This is a genomic window from Vibrio sp. Y10_XG_PY6, assembly GCF_024181795.1.
Classification (GTDB): Bacteria; Pseudomonadota; Gammaproteobacteria; order Enterobacterales; family Vibrionaceae; genus Vibrio; species Vibrio diabolicus.
On the sequence record NZ_JAMZAQ010000001.1, the window covers coordinates 1 to 26,805 of the forward strand.

General features: G+C 47.5%; 27 protein-coding genes, 1 rRNA gene and 1 riboswitch. Of the genes, 16 read left to right on the forward strand and 12 right to left on the reverse strand.

The window, feature by feature from the left end; genetic code table 11:
* A 16S ribosomal RNA gene (locus NL644_RS00005) occupies positions 1-608 on the reverse strand; the annotation flags it as partial.
* Positions 609-1,131: 523 nt separating this feature from the next.
* A complete protein-coding gene (locus tag NL644_RS00010) occupies positions 1,132-1,656 on the reverse strand; it encodes a DUF3087 domain-containing protein (RefSeq protein ID WP_053809661.1) in 525 nt (174 codons plus the stop codon).
* A 160-nt stretch (positions 1,657-1,816) separates the two neighbouring features.
* Here NL644_RS00010 and trmY point away from each other — a divergent pair, with 160 nt between their 5' ends.
* Complete coding sequence (trmY, locus tag NL644_RS00015) at positions 1,817-2,416, forward strand: tRNA (pseudouridine(54)-N(1))-methyltransferase TrmY (RefSeq protein ID WP_005459965.1); 600 nt, start codon at positions 1,817-1,819, stop codon at positions 2,414-2,416.
* An 80-nt stretch (positions 2,417-2,496) separates the two neighbouring features.
* On the opposite strand, the gene NL644_RS00020 is transcribed toward trmY, so the two are convergent.
* The gene (locus tag NL644_RS00020) at positions 2,497-3,840 is read right to left on the reverse strand and encodes a TldD/PmbA family protein (protein WP_114322630.1); all 1,344 of its coding nucleotides are present in this window, start codon (positions 3,838-3,840) and stop codon (positions 2,497-2,499) included.
* Positions 3,840-5,225: a TldD/PmbA family protein gene (locus NL644_RS00025; RefSeq protein ID WP_114322631.1), complete on the reverse strand. Its 1,386-nt coding sequence runs from the start codon at positions 5,223-5,225 to the stop codon at positions 3,840-3,842. The genes NL644_RS00020 and NL644_RS00025 overlap by 1 nt, the downstream gene beginning before the upstream one ends.
* Positions 5,226-5,536: 311 nt before the next feature.
* Positions 5,537-5,644: riboswitch (TPP riboswitch) on the forward strand.
* 97 nt (positions 5,645-5,741) lie between these two features.
* On the opposite strand from NL644_RS00025, the gene thiD reads away from it, so the two are divergent.
* The 8 genes from thiD (at position 5,742) to NL644_RS00065 (ending at position 12,187) form a co-directional block, all read left to right on the forward strand.
* Positions 5,742-6,599, forward strand: coding sequence for a bifunctional hydroxymethylpyrimidine kinase/phosphomethylpyrimidine kinase (thiD, locus tag NL644_RS00030; protein WP_114322632.1), 858 nt, complete (start codon positions 5,742-5,744; stop codon positions 6,597-6,599).
* A complete protein-coding gene (locus tag NL644_RS00035) occupies positions 6,589-7,344 on the forward strand; it encodes an ABC transporter ATP-binding protein (RefSeq protein WP_253657854.1) in 756 nt (251 codons plus the stop codon). Before thiD ends, NL644_RS00035 begins: the two co-directional genes overlap by 11 nt.
* Positions 7,337-8,137 (forward strand): ABC transporter permease, encoded by an 801-nt coding sequence (locus tag NL644_RS00040; protein WP_114322633.1) that lies wholly within the window; start codon positions 7,337-7,339, stop codon positions 8,135-8,137. The genes NL644_RS00035 and NL644_RS00040 overlap by 8 nt, the downstream gene beginning before the upstream one ends.
* A gap of 22 nt (positions 8,138-8,159) precedes the next feature.
* Positions 8,160-9,110, forward strand: a complete 951-nt coding sequence (locus tag NL644_RS00045) for an ABC transporter substrate-binding protein (protein ID WP_114322634.1) — start codon at positions 8,160-8,162, stop codon at positions 9,108-9,110.
* Between the two features lie 18 nt (positions 9,111-9,128).
* Positions 9,129-9,791: a thiaminase II gene (tenA, locus tag NL644_RS00050; RefSeq protein ID WP_006740999.1), complete on the forward strand. Its 663-nt coding sequence runs from the start codon at positions 9,129-9,131 to the stop codon at positions 9,789-9,791.
* A gap of 18 nt (positions 9,792-9,809) precedes the next feature.
* Positions 9,810-10,601, forward strand: a complete 792-nt coding sequence (gene thiM, locus NL644_RS00055) for a hydroxyethylthiazole kinase (protein WP_114322635.1) — start codon at positions 9,810-9,812, stop codon at positions 10,599-10,601.
* Between the two features lie 63 nt (positions 10,602-10,664).
* Positions 10,665-11,279, forward strand: coding sequence for a thiamine phosphate synthase (gene thiE, locus NL644_RS00060; RefSeq protein WP_114322636.1), 615 nt, complete (start codon positions 10,665-10,667; stop codon positions 11,277-11,279).
* Between the two features lie 182 nt (positions 11,280-11,461).
* The gene (locus tag NL644_RS00065) at positions 11,462-12,187 is read left to right on the forward strand and encodes a phosphatase PAP2 family protein (protein ID WP_114322637.1); all 726 of its coding nucleotides are present in this window, start codon (positions 11,462-11,464) and stop codon (positions 12,185-12,187) included.
* Between the two features lie 70 nt (positions 12,188-12,257).
* Here the strand turns inward: NL644_RS00065 and NL644_RS00070 are convergent, their stop codons facing one another.
* On the reverse strand, positions 12,258-14,705 hold the full coding sequence (locus tag NL644_RS00070; RefSeq protein WP_104972195.1) for a trimethylamine-N-oxide reductase 2: 2,448 nt from the start codon (positions 14,703-14,705) through the stop codon (positions 12,258-12,260).
* A gap of 22 nt (positions 14,706-14,727) precedes the next feature.
* Complete coding sequence (locus tag NL644_RS00075; protein WP_085344579.1) at positions 14,728-15,822, reverse strand: NapC/NirT family cytochrome c; 1,095 nt, start codon at positions 15,820-15,822, stop codon at positions 14,728-14,730.
* Between the two features lie 270 nt (positions 15,823-16,092).
* Between NL644_RS00075 and NL644_RS00080 the strand changes: the two genes are divergently transcribed.
* The 5 genes from NL644_RS00080 (at position 16,093) to NL644_RS00100 (ending at position 18,953) form a co-directional block, all read left to right on the forward strand.
* Positions 16,093-16,608: a GNAT family N-acetyltransferase gene (locus NL644_RS00080; protein WP_047009770.1), complete on the forward strand. Its 516-nt coding sequence runs from the start codon at positions 16,093-16,095 to the stop codon at positions 16,606-16,608.
* Positions 16,609-16,617: 9 nt separating this feature from the next.
* A complete protein-coding gene (locus NL644_RS00085) occupies positions 16,618-17,349 on the forward strand; it encodes a glucose 1-dehydrogenase (RefSeq protein ID WP_047009769.1) in 732 nt (243 codons plus the stop codon).
* Position 17,350: 1 nt separating this feature from the next.
* On the forward strand, positions 17,351-17,821 hold the full coding sequence (locus NL644_RS00090; protein WP_006740992.1) for a GNAT family N-acetyltransferase: 471 nt from the start codon (positions 17,351-17,353) through the stop codon (positions 17,819-17,821).
* 118 nt (positions 17,822-17,939) lie between these two features.
* Positions 17,940-18,407: an HAD family hydrolase gene (locus NL644_RS00095; RefSeq protein WP_006740991.1), complete on the forward strand. Its 468-nt coding sequence runs from the start codon at positions 17,940-17,942 to the stop codon at positions 18,405-18,407.
* 33 nt (positions 18,408-18,440) lie between these two features.
* Entirely contained in the window at positions 18,441-18,953 is a 513-nt protein-coding gene (locus NL644_RS00100) for a GNAT family N-acetyltransferase (RefSeq protein ID WP_006740990.1), read from the forward strand.
* Here the strand turns inward: NL644_RS00100 and NL644_RS00105 are convergent.
* From NL644_RS00105 to NL644_RS00115, 3 genes are all read right to left on the reverse strand, one after another.
* Complete coding sequence (locus NL644_RS00105) at positions 18,937-19,464, reverse strand: hypothetical protein (RefSeq protein WP_005391876.1); 528 nt, start codon at positions 19,462-19,464, stop codon at positions 18,937-18,939. The genes NL644_RS00100 and NL644_RS00105 overlap by 17 nt on opposite strands.
* Before the next feature lie 238 nt (positions 19,465-19,702).
* Entirely contained in the window at positions 19,703-19,987 is a 285-nt protein-coding gene (locus NL644_RS00110) for a hypothetical protein (protein WP_046875577.1), read from the reverse strand.
* Between the two features lie 67 nt (positions 19,988-20,054).
* Positions 20,055-20,954, reverse strand: coding sequence for a DMT family transporter (locus tag NL644_RS00115; protein WP_253657855.1), 900 nt, complete (start codon positions 20,952-20,954; stop codon positions 20,055-20,057).
* Between the two features lie 92 nt (positions 20,955-21,046).
* Here NL644_RS00115 and NL644_RS00120 point away from each other — a divergent pair, with 92 nt between their 5' ends.
* Positions 21,047-22,483, forward strand: coding sequence for a PLP-dependent aminotransferase family protein (locus tag NL644_RS00120; protein WP_253657856.1), 1,437 nt, complete (start codon positions 21,047-21,049; stop codon positions 22,481-22,483).
* 93 nt (positions 22,484-22,576) lie between these two features.
* On the opposite strand, the gene NL644_RS00125 is transcribed toward NL644_RS00120, so the two are convergent.
* The 3 genes from NL644_RS00125 to NL644_RS00135 form a co-directional block, all read right to left on the reverse strand.
* Positions 22,577-23,713, reverse strand: coding sequence for a glycerate kinase (locus NL644_RS00125; RefSeq protein ID WP_114322641.1), 1,137 nt, complete (start codon positions 23,711-23,713; stop codon positions 22,577-22,579).
* Between the two features lie 16 nt (positions 23,714-23,729).
* A complete protein-coding gene (locus NL644_RS00130) occupies positions 23,730-25,082 on the reverse strand; it encodes a GntP family permease (protein WP_048625544.1) in 1,353 nt (450 codons plus the stop codon).
* A gap of 158 nt (positions 25,083-25,240) precedes the next feature.
* Positions 25,241-26,383: a sugar diacid recognition domain-containing protein gene (locus NL644_RS00135; RefSeq protein ID WP_114322642.1), complete on the reverse strand. Its 1,143-nt coding sequence runs from the start codon at positions 26,381-26,383 to the stop codon at positions 25,241-25,243.
* A gap of 234 nt (positions 26,384-26,617) precedes the next feature.
* Here NL644_RS00135 and NL644_RS00140 point away from each other — a divergent pair, with 234 nt between their 5' ends.
* A complete protein-coding gene (locus NL644_RS00140; protein ID WP_005391896.1) occupies positions 26,618-26,791 on the forward strand; it encodes a hypothetical protein in 174 nt (57 codons plus the stop codon).
* Positions 26,792-26,805: the final 14 nt, after the last annotated feature.

Here is a 26,805-nt window from a genome sequence, read left to right on the forward strand (position 1 = left end):
ACTTAACAAACCACCTGCATGCGCTTTACGCCCAGTAATTCCGATTAACGCTCGCACCCTCCGTATTACCGCGGCTGCTGGCACGGAGTTAGCCGGTGCTTCTTCTGTCGCTAACGTCAAATGATAGTGCTATTAACACTACCACCTTCCTCACGACTGAAAGTACTTTACAACCCGAAGGCCTTCTTCATACACGCGGCATGGCTGCATCAGGCTTGCGCCCATTGTGCAATATTCCCCACTGCTGCCTCCCGTAGGAGTCTGGACCGTGTCTCAGTTCCAGTGTGGCTGATCATCCTCTCAGACCAGCTAGGGATCGTCGCCTTGGTGAGCCCTTACCTCACCAACTAGCTAATCCCACCTAGGCATATCCTGACGCGAGAGGCCCGAAGGTCCCCCTCTTTGGCCCGTAGGCATCATGCGGTATTAGCCATCGTTTCCAATGGTTATCCCCCACATCAGGGCAATTTCCTAGGCATTACTCACCCGTCCGCCGCTCGACGCCGTTATCGTCCCCCGAAGGTTCTGATAACTCGTTTCCGCTCGACTTGCATGTGTTAGGCCTGCCGCCAGCGTTCAATCTGAGCCATGATCAAACTCTTCAATTTAAAGCTTTTGATTCCCTAAATAAATAGGGAGAGGCTCAATGAATACTGACTTCAAAACTACTTATGTAATTTTAAAGCTATTATCGTTCCAACAGAACGATAATGAATTGACTGTGCCAAGTCCGAAGACTTGATTGGTCACTTCGTTTCATTGAAACCTAATTTGAAACCGAAGTTTCTAATTGGATTATCATCAACGAGTGCCCACACAGATTGATAGGTCTATATTGTTAAAGAGCTTGCTTCGTAAGCTTTGCTATCGAAGCGGAGGCGTATTCTAAGGAATTAACTTTCAGTGTCAAACACTTTTTCAAATTAATTTTTAGAAGCTTTCTTTCGCCTTATTGCCAATTGCTTTTGCGTTTCCGCTTTGCCCTGACAACGGAGGCGCATTATAGGGAGATGATTTTTCTTGGCAACCCCTTTTTAGAAAAAAACTTAAAAAAAAGCATCAAGTGATTAAATCTCACTCAAACGCTTAATTTTAGCACTCAGTTGTTAACTTCAAGTAGCAAATAGGCAATCAGTATGTGTCTACCCAGCTCTCTTTAAAGCTGGTGATATCAAGATCCAGTGATTGCGCCGCTTCGATTTGCTCAATTGCCTCTAATTCTTTATTTACACTATTCATCGTCAATGTGTTGTTGTCTAACTCAAACACTTGTTGTTGCGTTGTGTAATAGAACTTAAGCGTAGTGAGCGCTTTTACATCGTCATTGCTCGCGGCTGCTTTAATGCTTTTTAGTTTACGAAATATTTTGTTGTGCAGTTGCTTGAGCTTCCAAACGTACAGCACCTCTTCCATGTATGGTCGAGTTTTAATTTGATTCAATAAAGAGAGGGAAGTTGCGACTGCGAGAACGACACCAATCAAATTCCAATGAAAGTTTCCCGTTGATTGTTCAGGTACGACTTCAGTGTTGCCAAACAAAACAATAAGCAAGGTACTAAAGGCAAGAGATGAGATAGCGAGCAACGCAACAAAACCGCCAATCACCAGGTTTACTTTCTTTTTATAAATGTCTTTATTTATCTTTTTGATTTCCATATACCGCTCCTAACAGGGTTGCCTCCTATTCTAACCAGCATACTCCGCACGACAATCGAAGCTTTGTAAGTAAGTTCACATTTACTATTAAACTCGCATCCCTTCCCTGCTTGGGTATATACTTCCGCGCATTCACTCTTCCTATATAGAGGCTAAATTCATGCGCTCTTTTGTTTTACGAGCTCGCGCGGCGCCAACCACCAGCAAAGCACTATTAGAAGGTGTTGGTAACGAGGCGCATACCGAGATCCTTGCTCATACCATGATGAACACCATGTTCGTGGCACAATCTCACCGTGAAGATGTGGTTGTCCACTTGGTATTAGAGAGCACGAAGGATTACTCGCGCACGATTACCATTCGTTCAAACGACATTACCAATATTGGCGGTTTTCACGAGTCAACGTTGATCGCTGCCGTTGCCCGTGCGTTGGACGCATCTGTTGGTATGGGTAAAGAGCAGCTTCGTGAAGTCGAACCTGGTATCACCGTTCGTACAGTGAGCTTCGAACGCTTGGTTCAAGAACTAGCCGAAGATCACCAGCTTTATATGTTGGACAAGAAAGGCGAATTTGTTCGTGATGCAGAAATTGGTGAAAACCCATGCTTCTTGTTAACTGACCATATTCCGATGCCTAAGAAGTCTTTTAACAGCTTAAAGCGCCTTGGCACAGAGAAGATCAGCTTGGGTCCTAAGATGCTTTTCGCTTCTCAGTGTGTGGTATTGATCCACAACGAACTGGATATCCGCGAATTCTAGTTATTCGCGTACACGTTGCTAGATGATGAAAGAGGACTCGATTGAGTCCTCTTTTTTGTTTCTGATTTTCTATGCTGCGCTTATTTGCCGCCAATACTCAAGCGAGCAAAACGCACATCTGGCGCGAAGAAAGTGCGGCTATCATTAATAAGCTGGGTATCACCCACAGCTTCTACTTCTTGCAGCATCTTATAGAAGTTACCTGCAACTGTAATTCCGCGCACAGGTTGAACACGTTGACCATCACGACACAAGAAACCACTCGCACCAAATGAGAAATCACCACTGACAGCATCTGCACCAGAGTGAACCCCTTGCAGTTCCACTAATTCTAGGTATTCACCTGCTTTGACTTCTGACGCACTGCTGTTGCCTGTCGCAATCACTTTATGATTTGCCGATACGTCTAAGCTCGATTTCGCACTGCGAGATGCACTTGCCGTCGACACAGCACCCAAATAATTCGCTGTTTGGCTATTGTGCAATAGCGTATTCAGTTGGCCATTGGCGATCAACACATTGTCTTGAGTTGCAAAACCTTCACTATCAAACCCTGCGATAGCCATACCATTTGGCATGTATGCCGCATCGGTAAAGGTGAGAAGTTCACTTGCAACGCTTTGACCAAGCTTGTCACCCAGTGGCGTAATGCCTTTCATCGCACTTACACCAGAGAAAGCACTGCCGAAAGCACCGAATAAACTTGCCAGCGCATTGATGTGGAAAATAGCGGGGTAGTTACCTGTCGCAACTGGTGCGCCATCAAGGAGGTCGCGAGCAAGGTTGTAACCGCCTTCAATGCAGTAAGTTGGATCCAACTCATCAAAACGGCGACCTAGCGACATTCTACCTGCCATCGACTGTTTGCCATCTTTTTCAAATAAGGTATACGCGTAACAAGTGAAAGAGCGCTCGAAATGTTGACATAACGTACCCTGAGTATTCGCAATGATGAGCTGAGTTTCACCGTCACTGTAACCATTGTATGGTGAGCTTGAAGCGTGAGGCAAAGCCACAACACCTTGCTCAAGCGCAAGGGACAGTTCAATTTTCTCATCGACCGATGTGGTATCGTCTTGCGCAATTTCTGCAATATCAGTGGTGATTTTACTGTTTACGCAGCTGATGGTTTGATGTTCATCTTGCTTGGAAAAGCGAGCACTTTGCAGCGCGTTGGTGAGCATCAAATCTAAACTTGGTTGCTCTAGTGATTCAGAATAACTTGTCGCGACACGAGCATCTTTAATGACTCGAACACCCAGCACTTGACTTGAGCTTACTTTGTATTCATCCAACTTGCCTTGGTTCGCTTTCAGAGAAAAGCTGCTGTTGCGGTTTACAATGACGTCCGCTTCTGCGCCTTGACGCTTTGCTTCTGATAGGACGTAATCAACCGCATTAAGAAGTTGTTTTTCTTGGCTCATTAGTTACCGCCTCCTACCAGAATATTATCCACTTTCAGTGTTGGCTGACCGACTGTTGTTGGTACTGAACCACTTACTGAACCACACATGCCCGGCGCAAGCGCCATGTCTTTGCCGACCATGCTGATTTCTTTCAACACTTTTGGACCCGTGCTGATCAGCGTTGCTGTTTTCAGAGGCTTGGTGATTTTGCCATTTTCAATGAGGTAAGCTTCACGAACGGCAAAGTTGAACTCACCCGTACCCGGTTGAACCGAGCCACCGCCCATCTTCTTCGCATAGATACCACGCTCGATGCCTGCCAGCATGTCATCAAGTGAATGCTCGCCTTCTTCGATAAAGGTGTTACGCATACGCGAGGTTGGTGCGAATTTGTAGTTTTGACGACGACCAGAACCCGTAGGCTCATAACCTGTCTTCATGCCACCCATTTTATCGACCATAAAGCTGGTTAGCTTACCGTCTTTGATCAATTGAGTGCGCTGAGTCTTCATGCCTTCGTCATCAACATGAATCGAGCCCCATTCGTTGGTCATGGTGCCATCATCAACTGCATTCACTGCGGTGTGAGCAACCATTTCGCCCATCTTGTCGTGGAATACGGACGCTTTCTTCGCAACCGAAGTAGTTTCGAGTAAGTGACCACACGCTTCATGGAAGATAACGCCGCCAAAGCCGTTACCAATTACCACTGGCATTTCCCCCGATGGACAAGCATCCGCGCCAAGTTTCACTAACGCTTGCTGCGCGATAGTTTGACCCAGCTCTTTCGCATCAAGCTGTTCGCTGAACTCCCAACCAGCAAGAGCGCCAGGACCTTCCATACCAGAAGACTGCTCATTACCTTTTTGAGCAACGGTATTACCAGCAACTCGGATGTAGTGACGAGTATCGTCAACGTGTAGACCTTCTGAGTTGAAGATAGACACTTGCTGCTCGCGCTGAAGCACACTACCAATGAACTGGCTGATGTACTCACTTTCTGCACGCGCAGCTTGGTCAACTTTCAATAGAAACGCGATTTTTGAATCTAAGTTGGCATCCTGACTTAACGGCATGCGACAACCGTGTTGGATTGGGTAGCGGTTCAAATTCAAAGAACCTGCTGACGCGATTTGTTCACGCTTGTCTTTTGCCGCAAGCAATGACGTTACGCGTTTTAGCTCGGCTTCGTCGGTGCTGTTGGTGTAACCGTAAAGCACTTTATGACCGAAGAAGAGACGAATACCGATACCAAAATCGATACCCGAGTTCACCTTATCCACCTCACCAGATGCGATCTGGACGGTGTTAGTTTGATGATGTTCAACGAATAGTTCAGCGAAATCAGCCCCTAAAAAGAGAGCATGATCGATCACTGACTTCGCTGTTGCAGAATTAAGCATGAAGTCTCCTTGCTCGATGATCGTCTTAGCCTTCCTAATTAACTGTCGAAAAGTTCAACAAAGTTAAATTGGCAACGCGTTAAATTTTAACAGTTTTTTAACCTTGTTTTGTGCTAATCCTTGCTTAGCGAGACCACGATTATTTATTAAATATTCCAGGTTCAGCTCTTTCACCAGAGCGTTGCACTAGTAAATTCCACACAGCAAACCATTTAGGTGCTTACTTTATCACTCACCTCGCATAATTGAATACTCATTATAATTACGCTCAAAAAACGTATCCCTTCCGCAATGGTCCTGCTATCATCCGAACGAAATAGTCGGGGGGCCACACGACAAGTGTTGGCTGAGATCGAAATTCGAGACCCGTTGAACCTGATTCAGTTAGCACTGACGTAGGGAACTATGCACACTTTGCCTTTCGTCACCCCTCTTAGGTAAGCGATAGCGATCGAAAAATCGATCTATCTGCAACGGTCAAAGTCAGTTCCTATACGTCTTGTAGTAGGAGCGACCATGACGCAGCAATCACAACCTCATTCACATCACACGCCAGCCTTGCCTACCCCTATCGTATTGACCATCGCGGGCTCAGACAGTGGTGGCGGTGCAGGTATTCAAGCCGACATCAAAGCGATGTCCGCAACCGGCAGTTTTGCTTGCTCGGTAATCACGGCGATTACTTCGCAAAATACCCAAGGCGTTTCTGCGATTTTCCCCATTCCTCTCGACCATGTAGAGAGCCAACTTGATGCAGTATTTACCGACCTCAACATCGTTGCAGTCAAAGTGGGCATGCTAGCCGACTCCAACATCATCAAAGTTGTTGCAGACAAAATTAAACAATACCAGCCAAAACACCTCGTGATTGACCCTGTAATGGTGGCCACCAGCGGCGATCTATTACTGGAACAGTCGGCAATCAGCACATTAAAAGAAGAGTTAATTCCACTGGCAGACATCATCACTCCTAACCTGCCAGAAGGTGCAGCATTGACGGGTAAGCCAGTGCCTCAATCAGAATCTGAAATGAACGATATGATTACCGACCTTCGTGCACTTGGTGCCAAAGCTATTCTGCTCAAAGGCGGTCATCTTGAAGAAAATGAAAACAGCAACGATCTGCTGATCATGCAAGACTGTGCCGAGTTAATCAGCGCCAAGCGTTTTCCGACCAAAAACACACACGGTACGGGCTGTACACTGTCTTCCGCCATTGCGTCTTACCTTAGCCAAGGCAACAACCTACACAAAGCGGTGCACCTTGGTAAGCAGTACATCAGCCAAGCTATCGCACACGCTGATGAATTGGATGTCGGTAAAGGTCACGGCCCTGTGAATCACTTCTTTGCGGGTCATACCTATGTTCGCTAACGCGATTGGCATTCAGCTTTCCGATGCTAGCCTGCGATACAAAGATAGCCAAACACCGACTTTAGCAGGAATGAACATGACCATTCCCGTCGGTAAATGGACGGTATTACTCGGACGAAGTGGCTGCGGGAAAACCACAATATTGCGTTACTTAGCGGGCTTACTGGATGACCAAGTTGACTGGCATGGCGAACTCATCACAACCGATGGCGCTGCACTGCATGACCGTATCGCTTACATGGCTCAACAGGATTTATTGCTACCGTGGTTGAATGTGTTAGACAACGTCCGCCTCAGTTCTCGATTTTCTCAAGAGCAAGCACCAGAGCAAAATAGACAACGTGCACTGACTTTACTCAGCCAAGTGGGACTCGCCGATTACGCGGATGCTAAGCCAGCTCAGCTCTCTGGCGGTATGAGACAGCGTGTTGCCCTTGCTCGTACTCTGATGCAAGACAAGCCTCTGGTTCTGATGGATGAGCCCTTCTCTGCGCTGGACGCGGTTACTCGCCATAAGTTGCAAACCTTGTCTGCCGAATTATTGAAAGATAAGACGGTTGTTCTGATTACCCACGACCCACAAGAAGCGGTGCGATTAGCTCATCAACTCTATGTATTGCAAGGCTCACCTGCGCAAGCTCAGCACTTGGTTGTTCCGGGTTCTACGCCTCCACGAGTTCTCGATGGAGAATGCGCGGCGCTACAACAAGCGATTTTGGATCAATTGGAGAAAGACTATGAGTGATATGACTCAGTACAACTCCGTTTCGGCACGTATTAGTAAAAAAGAACGCGTGACCCATCCGGCTCTCCGTTTGGTCATCAGCACGGTGGTGATCTTGGGATTGTGGCAGTTGGTTGTTGTGGTATTCGACATGCCAGGCTTCATCTTACCTTCACCAATTGAAGTGCTGGATAGATTGGTCACTCGTTACGATGTCCTGCTCAAACATACTTGGGTTACCGCGCAAGAGATCCTACTTGGCTTGGCGCTTGGATTATCGATGGGTTTGCTGTTCGCATTGCAAATGCTGATGTTCGAACCGCTGAAGCGTTGGTTACTGCCAATTCTGATTGCTAGCCAAGCGATCCCTGTGTTCGCCATCGCGCCAGTGCTCATGCTTTGGCTGGGTTACGGCATTGCATCGAAAGTAGTAATGGCGGCGATCATCATCTTTTTCCCTGTAACAACTTGTTGTTATGACGGACTGCGCAACACCCCCACCGGCTATCTCGATCTTGCCAAAACCATGGGCGCATCGAAATGGCAATTACTGCGCCATATTCAACTACCTGCCGCCCTACCAACGTTAGCGTCTGGTATTCGCGTTGCCGTGGTTATTGCGCCGATTGGTGCCGTGGTAGGTGAATGGGTTGGCTCAAGTGAGGGCTTGGGCTATCTGATGCTGCAAGCCAACGCTCGCATGATCATCGATGAGATGTTCGCGGCGCTGTTTATTCTCGCCGCGCTGTCTATCGCACTCTATTTCACCACTGACAAATTACTGAAAAAAGCCATTCCCTGGGAAAACAAATAGGGAAAGAAAAAGGAAGAACCTCGTGAATAAAAACAAACTCATGAGCGCTGCTGCTCTGCTCGCTTCAATGGTTTCAACTAACGTACTAGCTGCCGAAAAAGAGCTTACTTTAATGCTGGATTGGTTCGTTAACCCGAACCATGGCCCTATCGTGATCGCACAAGAGCGCGGCTACTTTAAACAGCAAGGTTTGAAGGTCAATATCCAAGAACCCGCCGACCCAAGCACACCACCTAAACTAGTTGCAGCAGGCAAAGTCGATATGGCGATTTCATACCAACCTAGCCTGACCATCGACGTAGCGGCCGGCTTGCCATTGATCCGCTCTGCGACCTTGATTGCTACTCCTCTCAACACATTGATGGTGTTGGATAACGGCAAGAACGATAACCTTGGCGACCTCAAAGGCAAGAAAATCGGTATTGCTATCGCAGGTAACGAAGAAGCAACAATCGGCACCATGCTTGCGCAGGAGAACGTGAAGTTTTCTGACGTGCAAATCATCAACGTCGGTTGGGCACTCTCTTCCTCTCTCGCATCAGGCAAAGTGGACGCCATTTGGGGCGGCTTGCGCAACTTCGAAACCAACCAACTTGCGCTAGAAGGCTACAAAGCCAAAGCCTTCTTCCCAGAAGAGCACGGCGTACCAGCGTATGACGAACTGGTGTTTGTGGCGAATGCAAAAACCTACGACAAAGCCGCTATCAAAGCGTTCAACAAAGCGCTGGAGCAAGCGACCACTTACATCGTCAACCATCCTAAAGAGTCTTGGAAAGAGTTTGTCGCTTACTCGCCAGACACACTAAACAACGAGCTCAACCAACGCGCTTGGAATGACACGTTAACTCGTTTCGCGCTTCGCCCATCAGCAGTCGATCTAAAACGCTATGACGACTACGCCGAGTTCATGTATTCACAAAAAATCATCGAAACGCTACCAAAAGCGAAAGATTACGTACCGAACTTTGACTAATTACGAGGCAGCCCCATTATGAAATACCAAGATTTGATCGACGCTTGCCGCCAAGATTGGCAAGAATACACCGAGCATGCCTTCGTGCAGCAATTGGCCAAAGGCACTCTGGCTCAACCTTGTTTTCTGCATTACTTAAAGCAAGATTTCTTATTCCTAAAACAGTACGCACGAGCTTATGCGCTGGCAATCTACAAAGCGCGTACGTTAGACGATATGCGCCGCGCACTACCAAGCGTACATGCGCTTTTAGATTCAGAGATTGCCCACCATGTTACCTACTGCGGTCAGTGGGGATTAACGGAATCTGATCTCGAAAACGAGCCGGAAGACTTTGGCACGGTGGCTTACACGCGCTACGTATTGGATGCGGGAATGACGGGCGACTTAGTTGACTTATATGCCGCGCTCGCCCCTTGCTCCATCGGCTACGCCGTCATTGGTAAAATGCTGATTGAAGATGAAAACACGGTATTCGAAGGCAATCCTTACGCAAGTTGGATTAACTTGTACGGCGGTGAAGAGTTCCAATCTGGCGTGGCAAGTGGGGCCGAACACTTTAACCAGCTACTGGCTGAAATCGACATCCACAGCCAGCGCGGTCAAAACCTGATTCAGGTCTTCAAAACCGCAACGCGTATGGAAGTGGCGTTTTGGCAACAAGGTCTAAACGCGCAATAAGGTTAATTGGAGAATCTCATGTTAATAGAACAAATCACTCAAGCATTAACCGCAGTGCGTCAGCAAAAGCCTTTAGTCGTGAACATTACCAACTACGTGGTGATGAACAACACGGCGAACGCTTTGCTGGCTATCGGTGCTTCGCCTATCATGGCGCATTCAAAGCAAGAAATGGCAGAAATGATGTCGTTTGCTGGCGCTTTGGTGATCAACATCGGCACCCTAGACAGCGTTTGGACGCCGCGCATGATCTACGCCGTCGAGAAAGCCAACTCGAACGGTAAAATCGTTGTGCTCGACCCTGTCGGTTGCGGCGCAAGTTCACTGCGCACCGAAACCTCGCGCGAAATCGCCCGCCTTGCAAACAAGTTAATCATTCGTGGTAATGCTTCCGAAATAATTACTCTCGCTGGTGAGCAAGCGCAAAGCAAAGGTGTAGATGCACTCGACAGTAGTGATGCGGCCCTTGGGGCGGCTCACTTCTTAGTTGAAGAATACGGAGCGAGCGTGGTGATCTCCGGCGAAACTGACTACATAGTGACAAAAGAGCAAACCGTACAGCTGAATAATGGTCACGAGATGATGCCATACGTAACCGGAATGGGCTGCACACTGACGGCACTGACTGGCGCTTTCGCAGCAATCGGCGACGAAACAGGCCTTGCTGCGGCAGCGGTGCTTGGCGTTGTGGGTGAAATTGCGGCTGAGCAAGTGCGAGGGCCAGGTAGCTTGCAAATGCATCTTTTGGATGAGCTTTACCAACTGGACGAAGAAACACTGGCAACACGTCTTAAATTACAAGTGAGATAAATCACTTTTCAATGCTTTAAACGCCTCTCACTCCAAAGACAGTGGGAGGCAAAAGGAAACATAATGAACGCCTATCGTTTGTATTTGGTCACCGACGACCAACAAGATTTATCCACTCTCAAACACGTTGTAAGAAAGGCGGTAGAAGGTGGGGTCACCATGGTGCAGGTGCGTGAAAAACATGGTGACGTTCGTGCATTTATCGAACGTGCTCAAGCCGTAAAGACGATTCTTGAAGGCACTGGCGTCCCGTTAATCATCAATGATCGTGTTGATGTTGCCCTTGCTGTTGATGCTGATGGTGTCCACTTGGGGCAATCAGATATGCCCGCAACTATCGCTCGCGAGTTGATTGGACCAAACAAAATTCTCGGTTTATCCATCGAAAATGAAGAGCAGCTTGCAGAAGCGGACTCTCTTCCGATTGATTACATCGGTTTGAGTGCCATCTTCGCTACACCAACCAAAACCAACACCAAAAAACACTGGGGTATTGAAGGTTTGAAAATGGCGCTGAACACCACATCCTTACCAATCGTCGCTATTGGTGGCATCAACGAAACCAACATTCCTGCCCTGAGTGCGACAGGTGTACATGGTTTGGCTTTGGTTTCTGCCATTTGTCATGCAGAAAACCCAACCAAAGCAGCAGAATACTTACTTTCTCTGATGGATTAAGACCCCAGCGCTTAAGGATGAGCGCCTTTACCTTCCGGATAAATGTCATCAATTCATCACTCAACCTTCATTCTCTCGTCAAATTGACAAAGCGTTGATAAGTTTTTCACGCCAGATAACGTAAGATAAGTCCCTTATTTTCACGTGGTTGAATAACCCTCAATAAAAACAAAACGCTCTCAATGAAAACCAAAAAATATGGATTGATGATGCTCGCCTTGTTTGTTCTTGGCATCATCCCAATGTCGCTGTTTGGCTCTTATCACGATCTCACTTCACAGGTGCCTGAAAGTCTGGGTATTACTTTTACTTTGCTCACTGACTCTGCTGGCAGCAAAGGCTTTTTAATTACCTTAACACTGCTACTGCTTTCTTTATTTCGCTTTAAGCCAAGTCGCACTGAGTGGATGCAAAAACTCTCAATGTTAGGGCTGTTACTTGTGATTGGCTTTGCCAGCAAAACGGGGCTAAAACTGATGACAGAAAGCCCGCGCCCATACACGGAATTGCTCGCAGCAGAACAATTGATTGAAACACCAGAAACGTTTTATCAGTTAGATACAAAACAACAAGCCAACGTAATTAACCAGGTTACTGAACACGTCAGTGATTGGCGAACACGCCATTGGCAAGGCGAGAAAGACTATTCTTTCCCATCCGGCCATACGATTTTCGTTTCGATTTGTTTGGCTTTCTTTGGTGGGTTGTTCTTACAGAACAAGTGCTATATTTCTGCACTGTCATTATGGATGTGGGGAATGAGCATCGCATATAGCCGCTTATGGCTGGGCATGCATCGCCCTGAAGATTTAATAGGCTCGGTCTTGTTTGTCGCGATTGTATTTACTTTACTCCCGACATTTCAAATTAAGAAACAGATGCCATTTGTTTCTCTCGCTTCGCGCTAATGTGAACGATGACTAGATAAAAAAGAAGCCAGCGATTCGCTGGCTTCTTGCTTTCAAGCGCTACTTTTTTCTAGCCATTTTTTGGTGGTTCAAACGCCGTTAGTTCTAATTCTGGGCCAGTGTATTTTTCAATACGAACCAGTGCCGAGTTCGCCGCACAGCCGTTTGCAAGTCGAGAGGTCGGAATATCCAACGTTAACACGTTACAACCGCCGTTCTTACAAATGCCGGTTTTCGGATCCAAATCCGGCCAACCGCCTTCATGAATACACACTGAACCTTGCTTGATTCGGTCAGTCACTTCTGCACCAACCAATACTTGGCCACGGTTGTTAAACGCACGAACTAGATCGCCCGTTTTAATACCACGCGCTTTCGCATCTTCAGGGTGAATCCAAATAGGTTCACGGTTTGCAATTGCGTACTCTTCGCGAATCTTCGCGTAGTTAAACTGGCTGTGTAGACGATGCGCTGCGTGCGCGGTCATCAGCTGCAACTCGCCATCTTTTGCATTGCCGGTGTACTCGGTTGGTGCCATCCACGTTGGGTGTGGAGGACAGTCTTCCAACTGGTAACCTTCAATCGTTTTCGAGAAGATTTCAATCTTACCACTTGGCGTACCTAGCGGGTTCATGATCGGGTCTTCACGGAAATCCGCGTAACGAACAAACTGTGCGTTCTTCTCGTTCCACTTCATCTCGATCAGTTGGTTATCTTCCCAGAACTTGCTGAAGTTCGGCATTGCTACGCGAGAGCCACGGCCACCTTGTTGCGCCACCTTGTAGAAGCCGTACAGCCATTCCATTTCAGTTTTACCTTCGGTGTACACATCACGTCCACCCGGTGCTAGCATCTCCGCCATGTCCGCGAATACATCGAAGTCATTACGCGCTTCACCTTGCGGCTCAACCACTTGCTTCATTGGCACCAAGTGTTGGTTACTGTAGTCACCCGTCATCGTTAAGTCGTTGCGCTCGAACGATGTGGTGATTGGTAGGACGATGTCCGCGTGCTTCGCAGCCGCTGTCCAGTAAGGTTCTGAAATCACGATCAGTTCAGGCTTTTGCCATGCTTTAATCAAGCGGTTGGTGTCTTGGTGGTGAGTAAAGTTCGCACCACCTGCCCACCAAATCATCTTGATATCTGGGAACGTCAGTTCATGGCCGTTGTGATGGTAGGATTGACCTGGGTTTTCCAACGCCTCGACAATACGCGCCACAGGGAAGCTTTGCACCGCGCCAGATACCGCCCAGTCGTTACCCGCAGAAGAGCCGCCACCCAGTGATGCTGAAATCGCAGGAAGCACGCCAGCGTCACGAGCAGGGTTACCACCGTTTGAGTAGTGGTAAGAGAAACCAAAACCACCGCCCGGTAAGCCGATTTGACCCAACATCGTTGCCAGTGTAACCAGCATCCAGTGACGCTGTTCACCGTATTGTTGGCGCTGCATGCCCCAACCCGCCATCAGCATGGTGCGGTTTTTACTGAAGATGTCAGCTAAGAGCTCAAGTTGCTTCGCAGGTACGCCACAGATTTGCGATGCCCACTCCGCTGATTTTTCTACGCCGTCTTCTTCGCCCATCAGGTACGCTTCAAATTTGTCGTAACCAGCGGTGTATTTATCGAGGAAGGCTTTATCGTGCTTACCTTGTTTCACCAAGGTGTGTGCGATACCCATCATCATCGCTACGTCGGTCATTGGGTGAGGAGCAATCCACTCCGCATTCTCGCCAAAGAACTCGATGGTTTCAGAACGAATAGGGTCAATCGCAATAACCGTCTTGCCTGATTTTTTTAATTGATGGAAGAACTCAAGACCAGCACAGTCTGTTGAGCTCCACGCGATTTTTAGGGTGTTGATCGGGTTTAAGCCCCAAAGTACAACCACGTCGCTGTGCTCTAGTACCACTGGGTACGTGGTTTGTTGCTCGTACACTTCGATAGAGCCCACAACGTGCGGCATGATGATCTGCGCAGCACCCGTTGAGTAGTCACCCAAGTGGCCTGAATAGCCACCCGCCATGCTCATGTAACGTTGCAGCAAGGTTTGTGCTTTGTGCAGCACGCCACTTGAACGCCAGCCGTAAGAACCAGCAAACACAGAAGCTGGGCCATATTCTTTGCGAATTCGCATGTGCTGCTCGTGGATCAGCTTGTAAGCCTCATCCCAAGACACACGCACAAACTCATCACTACCGCGCACACCTTCTGGCGACGATGGGTTTGCCAAGTAGCCTTTACGTACCATTGGGTACTTCACTCGCGCCTTGGTATGCACTTGGTCAGGCCCAGTAGTTTGTAGACTATTTGGTACAGTTTGTGGCAGAGCATTAGTAGTCGAGACCAACTTACCATCTTTCACTTCACATAACATTGGGCCCATGCGGCCCGCTGTCAAAATGCCCTTGCCACGCTGGTTTGAAGACGCAACAGACATAGGCGCAAAAGAAGTAAATGCCATGGCGCCAGCCGCCATACCTGTGCCTTTTAGAAATCCACGACGGGTTAAATTAGTCATAATCTTATCCTTCTATTTATCGTTAGTGACCAACCACATCTTTCGCGTGGTGCTGGAAGAACTTAGTAAGAATTTCTAGGTTTTCGGCAGTGATGTCTGTTCGATCACCCATACTCTTCGCCACTGGTCCCCATGCGTTCACTGTGAAGTGATTTGAAGGAATTTTCGCGTGACAAGTTGCACAATAAACGTTGTCTAGCTCTTCTGCGTATGACCAAACTGGGTCAAGCGTATCCACAACAGGAGAATCGATCGTGCCTGTTAGTGACACTGCGCGCCATTCGTTGCCGTAAACGTCGGCCTTAAACTCACCGCCCTCAAGAGCTTGCTGACCTTGCTCGGTTAGCGTTGCTACGATGGCACGTTGACCTTCACCCATGTACAGCACTTGCTCTGCGCCTTTCATTTGGAATGCGTCCAACTTAACAGTACGCTCATCACCTTCAGAGCTGATTACTTCTAACTTCGTCGTTGGGTTAATTTTACCCATCTCACCCATTGCGATTTCAGTCACAGGATAAACGACTCTGGCACCAGGTGATGTTTTTGTGGTGAAGCTCATCAACGTTTCAAATGCCTTGCTGTCTAGCTCAGCTTCTGGTGCAAAGTGAGCAACGCCTTTGTGACAATCGATACACGTTTGATCGTTCGCTTTTGCGTACTCGTGCATTTTCGCTGCATCGCGAGATTGCTCAAATTCTTCCATCGCGTCAAAGTCGTGGCAAGAACGGCACGTTGCAGAGTCGTTTTCACGGAACTGCTCCCACACCATCTCCGCAAGCTCTTTGCGGTGCGCTTCGTATTTTTCTGGCGTGTCGATCTTGCCAGTCACGAACTCATGGTAGATGTCTTTCGATGCACGAATCTTCGTGATCAGGTAGTCCATCGGTTCTTGTGGGATGTGGCAATCAGAACACTCGGCACGAATGCCTTTCGCATTACTGAAGTGCACTGAGCCTTGGTACTCTTTGTAAGGGATTTCCATAGAGTGGCACGAGAGACAGAACTCAGTATCAGAGGTGTAATGCATTACCGCTGCAGTACCACCTAATGTTAACCAGCCCACACCAATGCCGGCAGCAACCAGCAGTGCAACATATCGTTTTTTTATTGACATAATTAGCAACACTTCCAAATAAAATGTAATTATAGATCGCAAAATACTACTTTATGGGTAGTTCTCTCTTGATCCACATCATTTCCGTGTTGCTCTATGTGTCTCAAGTATGAAATTTCGTTATTTTCATCCCACAAATGAATATTCAGTAAGAATTCATTCCCCAACTAGACATTCACCACACAAATCACTTTTGTAAGTGCAACCGTTTGATTAAAGAGATAAGAGGATGAGAAACTGGCTCTCTACATAAATGCTGTAAGGACACGCATGTCAGTTTATATTGAGACTCACCGAAGCCGATTAAGACCTATCGAAGCCAGCGATTGGGAACTATTTCAGCGATTACATTCCGAACCAGAGATCATTGAGCTCTGTTTTGATCGCCCGAGCGAAAAACAAATAAAAGAAAAATTTGCTTCGCGATTATTACCATGGACACCAGACAGTCAGCACTGGCTTTGCCTCGTCATACTCGATAAGCAATCTGAACAACCGATTGGCGTCACTGGCCTTGCCATTGAAGAAGGTAACGCAGAGGTGGGTTACTTACTTTTGCCTGAATTTCATGGCCGACAGTTTGGAACAGAAACCCTTCAAGCGCTTCTAAATTGGGCGAGAGCAACACATGACATCGACCGCTTTTCCGCTACGGTCACTGAAGGGAATATTGCTTCAGAGCGTGTTCTCATGAAGTGCGGATTCGAGCTATCTGAAGTCATTCCTGACGCATACCAAATTGGCGACAAGCGTTACGCCGACAAAATCTACTCGCTACAAAAATAAGGATGTATTTTGAATAAAGTAGTCATCGTTACTGGCGCAAGCCGAGGCATTGGAGCCGCAACGGCGAAAAAACTGGCCGAGCAAGGCTATGCCGTGTGTGTTAATTACCGTGCGCAAAGTGAAGCAGCTCACCAAGTGATCAGAGACATACAAGCAAATGGCGGAAAAGCGATCGCCGTTCAAGCAGATGTATCGGACGAGCAACAAGTGCTCAATCTTTTCGATGCAACAGAAAACGCACTAGGCTCAGTCACCCATTTGGTCAACAACGTTGGCATTCTATTTACTCAGTCACCGTTGGCGGAAATCAGCTTGGAACGCTTTCAGAAAGTAATGAACACTAATGTGAATAGCTGCTTTCTCTGTTGTAGAGAAGCGGCGAAGCGATTCAGTACTGGTGGCGCAATTGTGAATGTTTCTTCTGGGGCATCACGCTCAGGCGCGCCATTCGAATATGTCGATTACGCCACATCAAAAGGCGCAATGGATACCTTAACCAAAGGGCTATCGCTTGAATTGGCAGACCGAAATATTCGCGTCAATGGCGTTCGACCTGGTTTCATTTATACCGATATGCACGCCGATGGTGGAGAACCAAACCGAGTGGATAGACTCAGCCCTCAAATTCCACTAAAACGGGGCGGTACGGTAGAAGAAGTGGCGAATGCGATCGCTTGGCTACTCAGTGATGAAGCTTCTTATGTTACAGGCTCTTTTATCGATCTTTCGGGCGGTAAGTAAAATGGAAGTCAACATTCGACAAGCAACTCCTGACGATTTGGATGCAATTTTTGAATTAAACCTACAAATTAACGCACTGCATTTTGCCAACGCGCCTGAAGCTTTTGTAGCGCCTTCGGAAGACGACCGAGCGTTCCTCATTCAGGCTCTCGAGAATGATGAACGCTTGTTTTTAGTCGCAGAACATGAAAAGGAGGTAGTCGGCTTTTTAACCGCGATGATCACTCAGAATGAAACCGTCAGCTTTCTGATCAAAGATCCAATTTGTCGAGTAGGAACGATTGTCGTCAATGAAGAACAAAAGCAGCAGGGCATCGGCCGCCAACTGCTTGAGGCTTGTGAGCAATGGGCTCGCGATGCCAATGCTACACAAGTTCGATTAGAAGTGATGGAATTCAATCAATCAGCACAGCGGTTTTACGACAAGCAAGGTTTTAAAACTAACTCACGCATTATGCTGAAACATTTGTAACGATAACGACAATTAAGCGCTTTTCACGACTAAAGCCACCTAAATCGCATTTATCGATGCAATTTATCCCCTGATTTTAGAAAAGACGATATGATGTGCGGATAAAGGAGATTCGAACATGATTTATCTTTTCGATTGGGGGAACACCTTAATGGTGGATTTCCCTCACGCACAAGGAAAAATGTGCGATTGGGAACACGTAGAAACGATTCCTCTGGCCAAAGAAACACTGGCAACACTTTCCCAAAATCATGCTATTTACATTGCGACCAGTGCGTCTGATTCCAACATGGAAGAGATTCAGCGTGCATTCGTCCGCGTCGACTTAGACCAGTACTTAAATGGCTACTTTTGTTTTGCCAATCTCGGCATCGCTAAAAACCAACCTGAGTTTTATCTTACTATCGCAAAACAGCTAGGGGTTAACGTGAGTGAGTTAACCATGGTTGGCGACTTGCCTCATAAAGACATTTACCCTGCAATGCAAGCTGGCGTAAATACGATTTGGTTTAATCCAACAGGAGCCAATGCGCCGGCCGATCCCATTCCGAACCAGATTCGCTGTTTATCTGAACTTGTACCTTAACCATCACTAACCTGCACTAATCAAGGAAGATGAATGCAAATCAGACCCATCCAGGTAAGCGATATCGAGCGCTTTACCGAACTGTGGAACCGAGTCTATGCCGAAGGTAAATACCTGCGCAGTCCGGCTCCAGATAAAGACACCCTGACCAATATTTTACGTCGCGTAGAACTTGAATCGATTCCTCAATTTGTTGCTTTGGACAATCACGCTCTGATTGGTAGTGTAGAGGTTTTTCCTGCCGAACTGTGCGGTTATGAAGGCGGTCAACTCACTAGCACAGGTATTTTAGGTATTCATATCGATAGAGCGTTCAGAGGAAAAGGGCTAGGTAAGCAGCTATTGTCTGTCGCACTTAAAAGTGCCTGGGAATATGGTTACGACACCATTGTACTTAATGTTTATAAGGAAAACCTTGCCGCGATAGCGTTGTACGAACGATTTGGATTTGAGCACCATGGTGAACTAGGAGAAGTCTCTCTCCCCAATGGCGAAGTGTTGATGAGTCAGAAGATGATGTTAAGCGCGCCTAACAACCCTCAGTAACGTGCCCTCGGACGATAGACTCTGTGGATGCTTGATTTACATAATAGAAATAGCATGCCTCTTCTGCCAAGGTATACCCTTGCGGCCAAATGTACACCACCCGATCCAGACCTGACTGGTCGACAAATTGATAATCGGGAATAGACACAAAGTGGGTACTGTTTGGGTGTTGCTGACCAATAATACAAAAGTCACTGCCTTTGCAGGGAACATCAATTTTGGACACGCCACTCTGCGGCAAATCGATTTCTAATAACGCGCCAATGCTATTGGCGCTCGCTTCTGGCATACCACTTAAGGTTTTTACGTTCCTATCAATATAGTGGACTTGGTTTTGCTCGGCAGCATTGTCTATCACCACTCGGGCGTTAAAAAATTTAAGCGCGGTACCCAATGACGAATTGGAACTGTGTAACATCGACGCATAGGCTTGGCGATGAATGTGGAGTAGTGTTGGCAACGCAGCCAAAGCGATGAAAGCCAAAGTGGCGAGCACTATGGTGATTTCCATCAGAGTAAATCCCTTTAATCTCACTTTTTTATCTCAGCAGAATGAATGGTCGTTTGCCTCACATCCATGTGAGACCTTGCCAATATATCGCTGATTTAAAACGTTTAAAGCCCTAGTAGATGACAAACAAGAGTCATGGGCCAAAGTTGAGACCGCTCGCCAAGTTACTATGCAAACGCACACATTTATGTGTCAATTTTAGGACTTTATTTATCAATCACTTATTTACTGAAGTAGATTACCCGAGTAGTGGAACGTTATTACGAACAAGTCCGCGACGTACGTTAGTGCACATCTTCCCGAAACGACGGATCTCATCAAACTGCGGAATCACACCCCGCTCCATTGCCGACTCCCAATAAGTAACCTCTGAATCGACCATTTCTAATAATTTCTTTGGACAACCGATGCACTGCCCTTCCGGCCCACACACAAAGGTTTCCGGTTCGTAAATCGGTAGTTCAGCTTTTACTTGCTCGATGATATTACGCATCGCGGTCATTCGGTCTGGCTTTGCCGTCATCACTCTGCTCCACGGATTAAGATGAAGCAGAATTGTACTCACTGGCACGTGAATGTCCCTACCCAATTTAGGTATATTCTGTTTGAACCGATTTTTTTATCGTCAGATCTGGCTTTTTAACCACTAGATAGACCGCCGTGGCCGCCAATGCAAAGCCAGAAATGCCCATCCAATCAAACGACTCACCAAACGCGAGCCAAGCTTGAATCGCGGTTGTTGGCGGCACGAGGTAAAACACAGACGCCACACTCGAAGACGCGCCATTTCTCACCATGTACAGCAGCAGTAGGATAGCCACACAAGAGAGCACGACGACCAACCACAACACGGTTAAAATAAACTCCAGTCCCCACTGAACTTGCATGGTTTCAAACTGCATCGCAACAGGCAGAAACATGATGAGTGCGGCCAAATATTGCACCGTCGCACCACCAACCATATCCACCTGTTGGCAATGTTTTTTCTGATACAGCGTCCCTAACGTTATACCAACCAAAGACAGTAAACAGACTCCAATGGCTAAGAACTTATGTTGCTCAGACTGCCACTCCATGTTTCCCATCAGCACCATAGCGATGCCGACAAAGCCTAGAGCCAAACCCAGCCATTGCGAGGGTTTAAATTCCTCACGAACAAACACCACCAGCAAAGCCGCGGTTAAAATCGGCTGAATGCCCACCAACAACGAACTCAGCCCTGCAGGCATACCCAAATCAATAGCGAAATAAGTGCCGCCTAAATAGAAGCCATGGATCAACACACCCACCACACAGCTGTGCCAGAAATCGCTTCCTGTCGGCAACCTTCTACGCAATACCGCCACAAGAACCAAAAACAGTAAGACATTGAATGCCATACGGATAGAAAGTAGTGTCGCTGGCTCGGCATATTGCAAACCAAAACGCGCACCAACAAATCCAGAAGCCCAAAGGATGACAAATACAAAAGGGATGGCTCGGATTAACATGATCGCCTCACTCACGCTTGTTTTATGTTTTGAGATACTGTTAATGTAATTAGGTACAGTGTTTTCAAAAAGTGACAGATGGAAGTATTTTTATGGGTACAGATTTATTGGGAAACGGTGAAGGGAATAAGTACCTCGTGGTGGAAAAGCACCTTAAACAAGCCATCAATGGTGGCGTTTACCAAGTGGATGATCGACTACCCTCCATTCGCTCATTGAGCCAAGAATTAAGCGTCAGCAAAAACACCGTGATTCGTGCGTATCAAGAGCTGGAAGCGCAAAACTTGGTGTACTCGGTTCCCAAGTCGGGTTATCGAGTGAAAATCGCCTTGCCGACCTCTCGCTCAATTCCGGATCCGACTCGCGTGGATTTGCTCTCGATCTGCAAAGAAATCCTCACGTACCCTGAATACCAAGAGCATTTGCCCGCAGGCTCAGCCCACCCAAACATTGACTCCCCCGCGATCAAAAGCTTGTACGCCGAGATTGGCCGCCACAGCCGCCAGCAAACGTATGTACCGAGCCATTACCAATTGCCACCCGGTGATCACCTCTTAATCAAACAACTGGCGAAAATCACACAAGATTTGGGTACGCCAGCCAAGTTGGATGAGATCATGGTGACGCACGGCGCGCAACAAGCCATTAGCCTAGCGCTGCGCGCAACGACACAAAAAGGCGATATCGTCGCGGTGGAGTCCCCTTGCTATTTTGGCAACTTATTGATGCTAGAATCACTCGGCCTCAAAGTGGTGGAAATTCCGAGTTGCCCACGCGACGGTATGTGCCCCGAAGCCTTAGCAAAAGCAATGGCGACATGGGACATAAAAGCGATCATCGTAACGCCAAACTTCACCAATCCAACTGGTGCCATGATGCCGCTAGAAAAGCGCCAGCAATTGCTCTTGGCATCTGGCAATATTCCTATTATCGAAGACGATGTGTTTGGCGGGTTAGGTTATGACAAACCATTATCAAGCTTGAGATTGCTCGATGACAAGCAACGCGTAATTTACGTGAATTCGTTATCCAAAACGCTCGATTCGCGTTTGAGAATTGGTTGGATGTTGGCGGGGCGATATCGAGATCAAATTGAGCAATATCTACTGTGTGAGAACATGGGCAGTTTGAACCTGATGCAATCCGCCGTGGCAACGTTTCTAACGTCAGGCAAGTATCGAACGCATGCTGCGCGAATGGGTCGGGTTTATCAAAACAACATGCGACGATTTATCCAGATGCTTCATCAATACTTGGATGAATACGAACCTCTAAAAAATCGATACCAGATCAACGCCGTACAAGGCTCGTTCTTGCTTTGGTTGCGCCTGCCCGAAGACACGGACAGCTATGCGTTGTATCAAGCGTGCAATAAGCGCAGAATCAGCCTACTTCCCGGCACCGTATTTGGCACTCAAGGGCAATATCGGCATTGCGTACGCCTCAGCGTGGCAAACTTTGGTCATGAAACCGACTGGAGTCACGCGATGCAAACTCTGGCAAAATTGATAGCAAAACATGCCTGTTAACTCGCTCTTGCTAAATGAACTTATGCCGACACACGCAAACAGGTAACAAAAAAACTCCACGCAAAGGTGGAGTTTTTCATATCGTCATCGCTTTCAGTGCGACTTAATTTGCCACATTCTCGCGACGTTTTCGGCTAAATTGGCAACGTTGACGTCGGCCTCTTTCATGGCCTCAGATAAGCTCATCGCCTTTGGCACGCAAGCAAACACCGCATCAATGCCGCATTCATAGACCGCCTGATAGTTATCGCCCACGCAGCCTGCTAATGCAATGACTGGTAAATCAAACTGCTTGGCCACCTGAGCAACTCCCATCGGCGTTTTGCCATGTGCGGTTTGATGATCGATTCGACCCTCGCCTGTGAATACAATATCCGCATCCGCAACATGCTGAGCAAGCTTGACCGTTTCAAGCACAATCTCAATTCCCGGTTGCAAACGTGCTGGCGTGTACCCGAGCAAGGCCGCCCCCATACCACCAGCAGCGCCCGCCCCTCCACGAGTCAGTACATGCTTACCCGTCGCTTGTTCCGTCAACTCGCCAAACTTGCGCAATGCGTTATCGAGCAGAGTGACGTCTGATACGGTCGCTCCCTTTTGCGGGCCAAAGATAGCCGACGCGCCTTTGTCGCCACAGAGTGGGTTATCAACATCGCATGCTACCAACACTTCACAAGTTGCTAAACGTGGGTCAAGACCAGAAATATCGATGGAGGCAAGCGCCGCTAACCCGTCTCCATTTGGGGTAATTGCATGACCAGATTCATCAAGAAACGTTACCCCCAACGCGGTCAACATGCCCACGCCACCATCATTAGTAGCGCTGCCGCCCAAACCAATGATTAAGCGTTGAATACCGCGGTCTAGCGCGTGTTTGATCAGCTGTCCGGTACCAATGCTGCTGGTCAGTTTTGGGTCGCGAGCGTCACTCGGCACAAGGTGCAACCCACTGGCCTCCGCCATTTCAATAACCGCGGTTTCACCGTCACCGAGGATGCCATAAAACGCTTCAACATCATTCCCTAATGGCGCGGTCACCGTTGTGAAGACTTGTTCGCCTTGAGTTGCATCTATCAAAGATTGAACCGTGCCTTCGCCTCCGTCTGCGACCGGAACCGTAACAAACTCGGCATCATGCCATACGCGAGCAAGACCCGTTTTGATCGCCTCGCTCACTTGTTTGGCGGTTAAGCTTTCTTTAAATGAATCAGGTGCAATTACCACTTTCATACGTATTTCCAGAGACTTATAAGAGAACGAGACTCAAAATGTACACCAATGCCATTGCCGTGACACCTTGAACGAGCGTAGCCATGGTTTGCGCGCGGTACGCTAAGCCCACCGACATTCGGCTAAACTGCGAAACTACCCAGAAGAAGCTGTCGTTTGCATGAGAAACCGTCATCGCACCTGCACCGATCGCCATCACCGTTAATACGCGGCCCATTTCTGAATCTAGCCCCAATTGCGTAAGCATAGGCGCAACCAAAGCCGATGTTGTCACCAGTGCAACCGTTGACGACCCTTGCGCCGATTTTAGCGCAGCCGCAACGATAAATGGCATGAAAATACCCACGCCCAGCGCCGATAACGTCGTACCCAAGTATTCACCTAGCGGCGTTGCTTTTAATACCGCGCCAAATGCACCACCCGCACCGGTAATCAAAAGAATAGGCGCAGCAGCCGTAATACCTTGGCTGATTCGCTCGCCAAATTCTTCAATCTTGTTGTCTGATTTGAGTAGGCGAACAGAAAGGAACAGGCCAATCACCAACGCCGTTAGTGGCTGTCCTAAGAAAGTCAGAACATCAAACACAAAACCTTCGCCTAGCGGTAAGCTTGGGAATTTCGCGATAGAGCCAAAACAGATCAATAAGATTGGAACAAAAATAGGAGCGAATGCTTGGCTCGCCGTTGGCAGTTGGCCGTAAGACGCTTTGAGTGCTTGCCAGTCTTGCTGAATTTCCTCTGCGGCTTCAATGCCATCTGGTTCTACATGCTGGAATCGGTTCGCCCACAACATACCCGCCAGTGCCGCAACCGCTGCAACAAACACACCCACACCAATCACTAAACCAAGGTTAGATTCCAGGCCTAAGTTACCCGCAGCGGCAATCGGGCCAGGAGTTGGCGGCACAAACGTGTGCGTTGCGTATAGGCCAGTTGCCAACGCCACACTCATTGCAACGCTTGAGGTTTTTAAACGCTTCGCGAGTGATTCTTTGAGCGAGTTCAGAATGACAAAGCCTGAATCACAAAATACCGGAACAGAAACGATGTAACCGATGATGCTCATGGTCAATGTTGGGAAACGCTCACCCAGCACTTTGATGACCGTATCAGCCATGGTGATCGCCGCACCACTTTTTTCCAAAATAACACCGATGATGGTACCTAAAACGATAACCAAGCCAATGTAACCAAGGATGCCGCCAAAGCCAGAAGCAATGGTTTTGGCAATGCTATCTGCCGGTAAGCCGTAAGCAAATGCCGCAAGGAACGCTGCGATGATCAGCGCTAAAAAGGGATGTAATTTGAATTTGGTGGTCGTGAGCACAATAAATGCGATCACCCCAAGCAGGATTAATATAAGGTTCATGATAACTCCATTTATTCTTATTTTGCTGAGCGAGTCCGTGTTGGCTCACTCAACATGTAGGGACGCATGAATTATTAATCGTTTGCTTTCGAATTCCTTTAGGCGGAGTGACAAATGATGTGGTCAAAAAATGACGCGTATTGTGCAGATGCACAATATTACGACATTTTTGAGAGCCGAGTCGCAATATAAAGCTCCGCTAACCCCACAAAATTGGTGGTTGGTAGCCCCGTTATCTCGGTGATTTTTTCTAACCGATAACGCAGAGTGTTCCGGTGAATAAACAGCATTTTAGAGCATTCCGTCACATTGCCATTGCATTCAAACAACGCATCTAGGGTTTTCAATAATTGCCCGGATTTTTCTTTCTCTTTCAACCGTTTCACGCCATCAATAATTTGTTCACCTTGCCAAATATCCGCCAACGGCGCTAACAGCACAGGCAAACGAAGTTCATCGAACAGGTACTTACGTTTCTCTGGGTAGAACTGCTTGCCAATAGCTAATACCTGCTTCGCGCTTTGGTATGACAACGCGACATCTTTAGGCTCATTAAACAGCTGCCCTAGCGCAATGTGAAACGTATGCGAATCGTGATCACTTAAACGCGACATCAACTTATCAATGCGTTCACTTTCAACTTGGCTATCCCACAGCTTGGCGGAATGACACGGTTTCAACACCACAATTTCATTCACCGAGACAATCGCAACCAGGTTGTTACGCTCTGGGTATTCAAGCAGCTCAACAATATTGCGCACACTCTTCATGCTTTTTGAGGCGGACGGTGTCGAGACTTCAATCACCGTTGCCACCCGTGGTTGAGTAATATCGATAGAAAGACGCATCGCCCAATCTTTCAGCTCTTCATCGGTCAATTTGCCATTGATCCAAGCCAGAATAAACTCTTCGCGATGACGTCTATCCCACTGAAATTTTTCCACCAGCGCGGCTTGTTCGATTGTCAATTCAGCGGTCATTTTGACCAGTTTGGCGAAATCTCGGATTTTCTCCGGCTCGCCTGTCACACCAACAATACCGACCACGTCGCCATGCAATTTCAACAGCATATTGATTCCGGGTTTGACACCCTGCAACGTCAAACATTGCTGCTCATTCAGCTCTAGCGAATCGCCGTGATTCAACGCCAATACCGCGCCATCATGCACTTGCCCAACGCGTTTGGGATCGCCACTGCCAATAATGATGCCTGCTGAGTTCATCACATTCACATTGTGACCAATGATGGACATGGTTCGATCAACAATTTGCTGTGCTAAGGAGTGGTCGAGAATAACCATTTCGATTTTCCAGATTGACAATTTAATCATTCAATAAATCACAAATAGCCAACTGTCGCGATGATGCAGTTAAAAATAACTGAAGCAGCTCAAAGCATTACTCAATTAACCACACGATAAAAATGGATTAAACCCTCATTTTGAGCTGAGAGTTATATACTTAGAACAAAGGTCACCGATGCATTCGTCACTGTGCATCGATACCGCTCGTCTACCTACAGAGGAGGAAACAACATGGAATTACGTAATAAATCGGGTGAAGTCGCAAAAATTGCAGATAATCTCACTTTAAAGGAAATCACAGAAATGGGCTACACCGTAGATTTATGCGATGAAGCATTTGACCCCGGTGAACATTGGAAAGCGGAAGGTAAAACGCAAGGTATGGGCGAGTACCCAGAGGAGTAAACGTCCTGACGGGC

Coding starts and splice junctions, on each gene's coding strand:
- NL644_RS00010 (WP_053809661.1), bottom strand. CDS start 1,656: ATGGAAATCAAAAAGATAAATAAAGACATTTATAAAAAGAAAGTAAAC.
- trmY (WP_005459965.1), top strand. CDS start 1,817: ATGCGCTCTTTTGTTTTACGAGCTCGCGCGGCGCCAACCACCAGCAAA.
- NL644_RS00020 (WP_114322630.1), bottom strand. CDS start 3,840: ATGAGCCAAGAAAAACAACTTCTTAATGCGGTTGATTACGTCCTATCA.
- NL644_RS00025 (WP_114322631.1), bottom strand. CDS start 5,225: ATGCTTAATTCTGCAACAGCGAAGTCAGTGATCGATCATGCTCTCTTT.
- thiD (WP_114322632.1), top strand. CDS start 5,742: ATGACGCAGCAATCACAACCTCATTCACATCACACGCCAGCCTTGCCT.
- NL644_RS00035 (WP_253657854.1), top strand. CDS start 6,589: ATGTTCGCTAACGCGATTGGCATTCAGCTTTCCGATGCTAGCCTGCGA.
- NL644_RS00040 (WP_114322633.1), top strand. CDS start 7,337: ATGAGTGATATGACTCAGTACAACTCCGTTTCGGCACGTATTAGTAAA.
- tenA (WP_006740999.1), top strand. CDS start 9,129: ATGAAATACCAAGATTTGATCGACGCTTGCCGCCAAGATTGGCAAGAA.
- thiM (WP_114322635.1), top strand. CDS start 9,810: ATGTTAATAGAACAAATCACTCAAGCATTAACCGCAGTGCGTCAGCAA.
- thiE (WP_114322636.1), top strand. CDS start 10,665: ATGAACGCCTATCGTTTGTATTTGGTCACCGACGACCAACAAGATTTA.
- NL644_RS00065 (WP_114322637.1), top strand. CDS start 11,462: ATGAAAACCAAAAAATATGGATTGATGATGCTCGCCTTGTTTGTTCTT.
- NL644_RS00070 (WP_104972195.1), bottom strand. CDS start 14,705: ATGACTAATTTAACCCGTCGTGGATTTCTAAAAGGCACAGGTATGGCG.
- NL644_RS00075 (WP_085344579.1), bottom strand. CDS start 15,822: ATGTCAATAAAAAAACGATATGTTGCACTGCTGGTTGCTGCCGGCATT.
- NL644_RS00080 (WP_047009770.1), top strand. CDS start 16,093: ATGTCAGTTTATATTGAGACTCACCGAAGCCGATTAAGACCTATCGAA.
- NL644_RS00090 (WP_006740992.1), top strand. CDS start 17,351: ATGGAAGTCAACATTCGACAAGCAACTCCTGACGATTTGGATGCAATT.
- NL644_RS00095 (WP_006740991.1), top strand. CDS start 17,940: ATGATTTATCTTTTCGATTGGGGGAACACCTTAATGGTGGATTTCCCT.
- NL644_RS00100 (WP_006740990.1), top strand. CDS start 18,441: ATGCAAATCAGACCCATCCAGGTAAGCGATATCGAGCGCTTTACCGAA.
- NL644_RS00105 (WP_005391876.1), bottom strand. CDS start 19,464: ATGGAAATCACCATAGTGCTCGCCACTTTGGCTTTCATCGCTTTGGCT.
- NL644_RS00110 (WP_046875577.1), bottom strand. CDS start 19,987: ATGACGGCAAAGCCAGACCGAATGACCGCGATGCGTAATATCATCGAG.
- NL644_RS00115 (WP_253657855.1), bottom strand. CDS start 20,954: ATGTTAATCCGAGCCATCCCTTTTGTATTTGTCATCCTTTGGGCTTCT.
- NL644_RS00120 (WP_253657856.1), top strand. CDS start 21,047: ATGGGTACAGATTTATTGGGAAACGGTGAAGGGAATAAGTACCTCGTG.
- NL644_RS00125 (WP_114322641.1), bottom strand. CDS start 23,713: ATGAAAGTGGTAATTGCACCTGATTCATTTAAAGAAAGCTTAACCGCC.
- NL644_RS00130 (WP_048625544.1), bottom strand. CDS start 25,082: ATGAACCTTATATTAATCCTGCTTGGGGTGATCGCATTTATTGTGCTC.
- NL644_RS00135 (WP_114322642.1), bottom strand. CDS start 26,383: ATGGTTATTCTCGACCACTCCTTAGCACAGCAAATTGTTGATCGAACC.
- NL644_RS00140 (WP_005391896.1), top strand. CDS start 26,618: ATGGAATTACGTAATAAATCGGGTGAAGTCGCAAAAATTGCAGATAAT.